The following is a 6,124-nucleotide window of genomic DNA, read 5'->3' as shown; positions in this document are numbered from 1 at the left end:
TATTTCTTTTGTTCAGTTTTCAAAGAACTGTGTGTTTCGTGTGTCGCTCGTTTTGGCGACTTTTATAAGATACCACCGTTGGCTAGTTGATGTCAACAGCTTTTTTTAGTGATTCTTAATTTGTTTATTTCGTTTGTTTCAGCCGCTGTAAAAGCGACAAGAAGTAATATACCATCTTCTCGATAATATGGTCAATAGTTTTTCAGAAAAAAGTTAATTTCTTTGTTTTCGCCTTAAATACCTTCTGCAATCAGATGGCTTAGCGAACCTACAGAATAAACGATAAATGATCTGATACCTCTCTTCTAAAACAGATTTCACTATAGCATCGATCTTATGGTCTTCAAGATCAAACCTAAGTTCCTCCATCTCTTTTTTTAACACATACTCAAATTCATGAAGTTCTTGGTGATTCAATAACATACCTACCAAAGACAATGGACGACACCCCGCTAAGTTTTTTTCTTTTACCATTATGGCCATGAATAGTAGGAGTTATTATTTTATGGGATATCTAAATTTTCGGTATATCTTGTCCCTTTCATCATAGATATTTTGTAAGGAAGATGGACAGGGGGTAGATGGTTTTATGAAATTTTTCTTTGTTATTAACGGTAAGAAAGTGAAACAATACATGGTTGTTGTATTTGCAGCATTCTTTGCTGCTTCACTTGCTTTTGTAGGACAGCAGCAACTATCTGTGTTTTCATCTAAAGATGGACCCCGAGCGATTTATAAGGGAGAAGACCAAGGGAATAAAGTATCTCTTACATTTGATATCAGTTGGGGCGATAAGCGAGTTACGCCGATCTTGGACGTCTTAAAGGACAAAGGCGTAAAAAATTGCACGTTTTTCTTATCAGCCGCTTGGGCTGAGCGTCATCCTGAAATCGTTGAACGCATCGTAAAAGATGGTCATGAAGTAGCCAGTCTTGGTTATCAATACAAAAGTTATACCGATTGGGAAGACAAACAGATCAAAAGGGATATCCTTTTAGCTCAGGAAAAGATCAAAAAGGTATCTGGAAAAATGACTTCTCTTATTCGCCCGCCTAACGGAAACTTTGATGAGCGTGTCTTGAACATCTCTGAAGATCTTAACCATACGGTAGTTCATTGGAGCATCGACACGAAAGATTGGAAAAACCCTGGAGTAGATCGTATTGTGACAACGGCTACCGATGAGACGAAAGCTGGAGACATTATCTTGCTTCATGCATCTGATTCTGTAAAGCAAACGCACAAAGCGCTTCCTACAATTATCGATAAACTGCGTGACGATGGATTTAAATTTGTAAGTGTAAGTGAAATGATCGCGAATACAGAGGCAAATAGCAAAGAGGTCAACTAATTAATAAAAAGCCCCTGCTTTAGAAGGCAGTGGGCTTTGTTTGTTTAGATGATTTAGATTGATTGGACTGCAACAGACGATGCAGCATTAAAATCTGATACGTATTACAAAGCATGATTGGGACAAATCCCATCCAAAGCGAAAGAGTATTGTTTTCTTTTAGCACCGGTACCCATTCCAAAATAGTAACGACTGTGATGAAGAAAAGCGTTGGTATGAATGCTACGCTCGTTGTTTGCTTTACTTTTACATAGGCAATGATCAATCCGTAAGCTAAAATCGCAAGCGGAATAAGAATGTAATTAATGAGGCTGTCTCCTTCGTTGTGAAACGATGTATATCGTAAATAGAACAGATCGAATAGAACGACTGCAATCAATACAAGTTGTACACCATTCCAAAGGCGATGGCTTTTAAAGATACCGAGTCCAAAGCGATGAACGGTTAAGTAAGCAAAAAAGCCCATCTGACTAAAAACACTGAACAACGCGCCGAAACCGATTAACCCAAAAATATACAGAAGAACTTCTAAAGCGCTGCTGTCTTCAGGAAACTTTAATATAAGACCAACTGTGATTGCACTAACAATCCCAATTAACAATGTGGTAAAGAATAAAAAGATCCAACTTCTAATTTTCACGCCTGTTTTCCCCCTCTAACATGCTCCGTAATGATTGTACCAATGTCTTTTTTAAATTGCCAGTTTTCCTTTAAATAACCAGTATAAATACGTGCTAAAAATCAATCCTATAAGTATCGAGCTCAACTTGAAAGGAGGAGGAATTACATTGAAAAAAATATACATTTTCCTCTTTTGTATCTCTCTTGCTGCTCTTTCGGGCTGTGCTCAAGAAGCCCAAGGCAGTTCTCAGGTCGATTATGAAGCAACAAAAAAGATGCTTGTCGATCTATTGAAGACAGATGAAGGAAAAAAAGCCATCAAAGAAGTGTTATCTGATAAAGAAATTCAACAAGATATACTCATTGATCAAGAAGTCATCAAACAGACGATTGAAAAGCAGCTTCTTTCTGAAAAAGGACAGAAGTTTTGGCAGACTCTTTTTAAAGATCCGAAGTTCTCAGTAGCTTTTGCAAAAAGTATGCGAAAAGAACACGAGAAGTTGATGAAGGATCTTATTAAAGACCCGCAATATCAAGCAGAAGTGATGAAAATCATGCAGAATCCGCAAATGGCAGAAAAATTATTATCTCTCGTTGATACACAGCCTGTTAGAAAAGAAATGAAAAAAGTCATGCTTGAAACGTTTGAGAGTCCAATCGTACAAGCCCAGATCCAAGAAATGTTGAAAAAAGTCGCTCATGAAGAAATCGATCAGTCCATCTCTAAAAAAGGAAAAGAAGCTTCATCCGGTGGTGGACAACAACAAGAAGAATCAACGAGCCCGCAATAAAAGCCTCCCGACACTCGGAAGGCTTTTTTCTTTAATTTGTTTTATCGATGATTTTCTTTGCCATCTGAATATAATGTTCACCGATCGGATGTGTTTGTGCATACACACTCGGCGCAAAATCATCTTCTTTTATCTCAGGCTGACCAAGCGGAATCTGGCCAAGCAACGGTACATTTAACTCTTCTGCTAAACGTTTTCCGCCGTCTTTACCGAATACATATTCCTTCTCACCTGTAGACCCGCTTTGGAAGTAAGACATGTTCTCTACAATACCAAGAACTTCATGGTTGGTCTTAATCGCCATCGTTCCTGCACGTGCTGCTACGAAAGCTGCTGTAGCATGAGGTGTTGTGACGATTACTTCTTTACACTTCGGAAGCATCTTGTGAACATCAAGTGCTACGTCACCTGTACCAGGCGGTAAGTCTAGAAGAACATAGTCTAAATCTCCCCATTCTACTTCGCTGAAGAAATTCATGAGCATCTTCCCAAGCATCGGTCCGCGCCAGATAACAGGTGCGTTATCTTCAACGAAAAATGCCATGGAGATTACTTTTACATCAAAACGTTCAACCGGAAAGATTCGATCGCCTTTTACTTTTGGACGCTCTGTAATTCCCATCATATCTGGAACACTGAATCCGTAAATGTCAGCATCGATCAATCCGACTTTTTTTCCAAGTCTTGCAAGAGCAACAGCTAAGTTCACAGATACGGTTGATTTCCCAACGCCGCCTTTACCACTAGCGATCGCGATAAATTGTGTCTTGCTGTTTTCGGAAAGAAGAGTCGTTGGTGCACTCTGGGCTCCCGCTTCACTCGGGTCCACAGCCGTAATGTCGTCTCTTTTTTCAAAACGAAGTCCGACAGATTCCACTCCTGCGTTTTTCAACACTTGAACGATCTGCTGCTGCAGCTGCATTTGTTCTGGTGTTCCTGTATGTGCTAAGCCAATCTTCAGCCCCACATATCCTTCTTTTATCTTCAACTCACGGATACTTCCAGAGTCGACCATGCTTTTATGTAAATAAGGGTCTTGAATAGGACCTAACAGCTCGATGACTTTTTCTTCTGTAAGCACATAGACACATCCTTTACCTGTAAAATTCCTTTTCAGTATATCACAACCCCCACCGACAATCATGTAAGCGGTTTTTTAGATATGTGAATTTAGCTCAAGCGAGGAAGCTCGCTACGGTAGATAACAGCACTTACTGTCGACTTTTATGAAAATACTGTCCACTTTTCTAGTTTTACTGTCCACTTTCAAAGAAATACTGTCCACATTTACATATTTACTGTCCACTTCGGTATTTTTACTGTCCACTCCACCGTACGCGCCACAAAATGCAAGCACCTGATACGAAGAGCAACCTCTTCAAAAAAGTTGCACTAAAAAACACCCCCTCTAATCAAGAGGAGATGCTGGTGGGGTTTCATTTGTATAAAAGCGCAGCATCCCCTGGTAGATCGCTGCCGCTATACTTTTTTGGTACGACTCTGTTTTTAACAGTTCGCGTTCTGATGGATTGGATAGGAAACCAACTTCGACTAAAGCGCCTGGTACCTCTGCCGTTCTCAGCAAGTATAAACCTTCTATGGATTTTGCGAATCGGTTCGTATTGTTTAGGTTGCGTTTGATTTCATCTTGAATGAATTTAGATACCGCTTCTCCGTCTTCTTTTCCAGGATGATAAAAGACTTGAGCGCCTCTCCATCGGGATGAAGGTAAAGAATTAAGATGAATCGAAATAAATAAGTCCGCATGATTTTCGTTAATAATTCGTTTTCGTTCTTTTAAATCTTCATATTTGCGATGGCGTAATTTTTTTGTTCCCTCATTTGCGAGATCTGTGTCCGTCTCTCGTGTCATGATGACGAGTGCTCCCGCTTCTTGCAGATAATCTCGAAGCAATACGGAAATGTTTAACGCGATTTCTTTTTCAAGAACTTCTCCATCACCAACCGCACCACCGTCAGCTCCGCCATGACCTGGGTCAATTACGATAATTTTTCCAGAGAGCGGCATGTTCCACGAGCGCCACGAATCATCATCTAAAAAATGATAGGTGAAAATAAAGATAAGGACTGCGCATCCAAGTGCAAATGCGGCTCCCTTCACCCACTTCTTCATGTTTCGTCCCCCTATACAAGCCATATAACATTATGTATATGGGACAAGAAGAAATTTATAACTGATTATTGCAGCTTCATGCGGTAGCGTTTTTCACCGTTTTTATAGCCTTCCATCCACCAAATATGAACGAATGCCTCACAGCATAGATGAAGGGATTCCATCATCATCTCTGTTCCCCAGCACCAGAACTGCCAATATTCAAAAAGACCGTCTGCGATTGCCTTTTGTTTAGCATAAGACCTCTCCTTAATCTTTTCTAACGTTTCCCCGTGATACGCAAACCTGCTATAGCCTGCTCCTAAAAGATAAGAATCGATCGCCAAGTCGATGCATGCATCTTCAATGTCATTTTGATAAAGAAGCGAGTATTGAAAAAATGGTTGAAACAAACGTTGAAATTCTTTTTTTATGTTAGCAAGGGATAAGTCCCGAAGTACTTTCCGCTCGAACGTTTCTTTTTTGAAACGCTGCTTTTCTTTAAAGTTGTTTAATACAATTGCCATTGTTGCCTCCCCTTTCATCATGTTGTGTTTTTCCATATCTATATTTTCTCCAGAGATGGATTCACGACACTACATAAAAGATGGGAATAACTCTTTACTGCATGCGGCGGGGATATTTGCAGAACAAAATAGTCGTTAGACTTAATTTTTCTGGTTTCGACTTAATTATTTGGATTAAGACTCAATTTTCTTGATTTTAGGATTAATGGTTCCGGAATTAGACCCGATCTCCCGAATCAGACGTGATTCATCACAAACAAAAAACCCCGCTCTCTAAAAAAGAGAACAGGGTTTTGATAAACGTAATAAGAATTAACGTTTTGAGAACTGAGGTGCACGACGAGCGCCTTTAAGTCCGTACTTCTTACGCTCTTTCATACGAGCGTCACGAGTAAGGAATCCAGCTGCTTTAAGAGAACCGCGGTACTCAGGATCTGCTTCTAGAAGCGCACGAGAGATACCGTGACGGATAGCTCCTGCTTGTCCAGTGTATCCACCGCCATGAACAGTAACTAATACGTCATACTTGTCAGTTGTTTCAGTTGTGTTAAGTGGTTGCTTAACGATAAGCTTTAAAGTTTCTAATCCGAAAAATTCGTCAATGTCACGTCCGTTGATTACGATACGGCCTTCACCAGGAACTAATCGTACACGCGCTACGGAGTGCTTACGACGTCCAGTGCCATAATATTGTACTTGTGCCACGTAAATACCCTCCTTT

The 6,124-nt window shown here is 40.1% G+C and carries 8 protein-coding genes; 2 read left to right on the top strand and 6 right to left on the bottom strand.

Translation table 11 applies throughout. The features are described 5' to 3' along the window. Positions 1–213 precede the first annotated feature (213 nt). On the bottom strand, positions 214–438 hold the full coding sequence (locus tag FS458_RS19360) for a hypothetical protein (RefSeq protein WP_260858847.1): 225 nt from the start codon (positions 436–438) through the stop codon (positions 214–216). A 151-nt stretch (positions 439–589) separates the two neighbouring features. On the opposite strand from FS458_RS19360, the gene pdaB reads away from it, so the two are divergent. Further along, positions 590–1,351, top strand: coding sequence for a polysaccharide deacetylase family sporulation protein PdaB (pdaB, locus tag FS458_RS19355; protein ID WP_144704615.1), 762 nt, complete (start codon positions 590–592; stop codon positions 1,349–1,351). A 19-nt stretch (positions 1,352–1,370) separates the two neighbouring features. Here pdaB and FS458_RS19350 read toward each other — a convergent pair whose 3' ends face one another. Next, positions 1,371–1,991: a KinB-signaling pathway activation protein gene (locus FS458_RS19350; RefSeq protein WP_144704612.1), complete on the bottom strand. Its 621-nt coding sequence runs from the start codon at positions 1,989–1,991 to the stop codon at positions 1,371–1,373. A gap of 148 nt (positions 1,992–2,139) precedes the next feature. Between FS458_RS19350 and gerD the strand changes: the two genes are divergently transcribed. Next, the gene (gerD, locus tag FS458_RS19345) at positions 2,140–2,763 is read left to right on the top strand and encodes a spore germination lipoprotein GerD (protein WP_144704609.1); all 624 of its coding nucleotides are present in this window, start codon (positions 2,140–2,142) and stop codon (positions 2,761–2,763) included. Between the two features lie 31 nt (positions 2,764–2,794). Here the strand turns inward: gerD and FS458_RS19340 are convergent, their stop codons facing one another. From FS458_RS19340 to rpsI, 4 genes are all read right to left on the bottom strand, one after another. Then, a complete protein-coding gene (locus FS458_RS19340; RefSeq protein WP_144704606.1) occupies positions 2,795–3,844 on the bottom strand; it encodes an Mrp/NBP35 family ATP-binding protein in 1,050 nt (349 codons plus the stop codon). Positions 3,845–4,171: 327 nt separating this feature from the next. Then, entirely contained in the window at positions 4,172–4,897 is a 726-nt protein-coding gene (gene cwlD, locus FS458_RS19335) for an N-acetylmuramoyl-L-alanine amidase CwlD (protein ID WP_144704603.1), read from the bottom strand. 65 nt (positions 4,898–4,962) lie between these two features. Continuing rightward, entirely contained in the window at positions 4,963–5,403 is a 441-nt protein-coding gene (locus tag FS458_RS19330; RefSeq protein WP_186320661.1) for a DUF2521 family protein, read from the bottom strand. A 312-nt stretch (positions 5,404–5,715) separates the two neighbouring features. Further along, the gene (gene rpsI, locus FS458_RS19325; RefSeq protein WP_066237857.1) at positions 5,716–6,108 is read right to left on the bottom strand and encodes a 30S ribosomal protein S9; all 393 of its coding nucleotides are present in this window, start codon (positions 6,106–6,108) and stop codon (positions 5,716–5,718) included. Positions 6,109–6,124 lie beyond the last annotated feature (16 nt).

Origin of the sequence: Fictibacillus phosphorivorans (assembly GCF_007673525.1) — a bacterium.
Taxonomy (GTDB): Bacteria; Bacillota; Bacilli; order Bacillales; family Fictibacillaceae; genus Fictibacillus; species Fictibacillus phosphorivorans_C.
This window is presented reverse-complemented; position numbering and strand designations above follow the sequence as displayed.

What these genes read in the sequence shown, in the direction of transcription:
- pdaB (WP_144704615.1), top strand. Translation starts at nt 590, where the DNA reads ATGAAATTTTTCTTTGTTATTAACGGTAAGAAAGTGAAACAATACATG.
- cwlD (WP_144704603.1), bottom strand. Translation starts at nt 4,897, where the DNA reads ATGAAGAAGTGGGTGAAGGGAGCCGCATTTGCACTTGGATGCGCAGTC.
- FS458_RS19330 (WP_186320661.1), bottom strand. Translation starts at nt 5,403, where the DNA reads ATGGCAATTGTATTAAACAACTTTAAAGAAAAGCAGCGTTTCAAAAAA.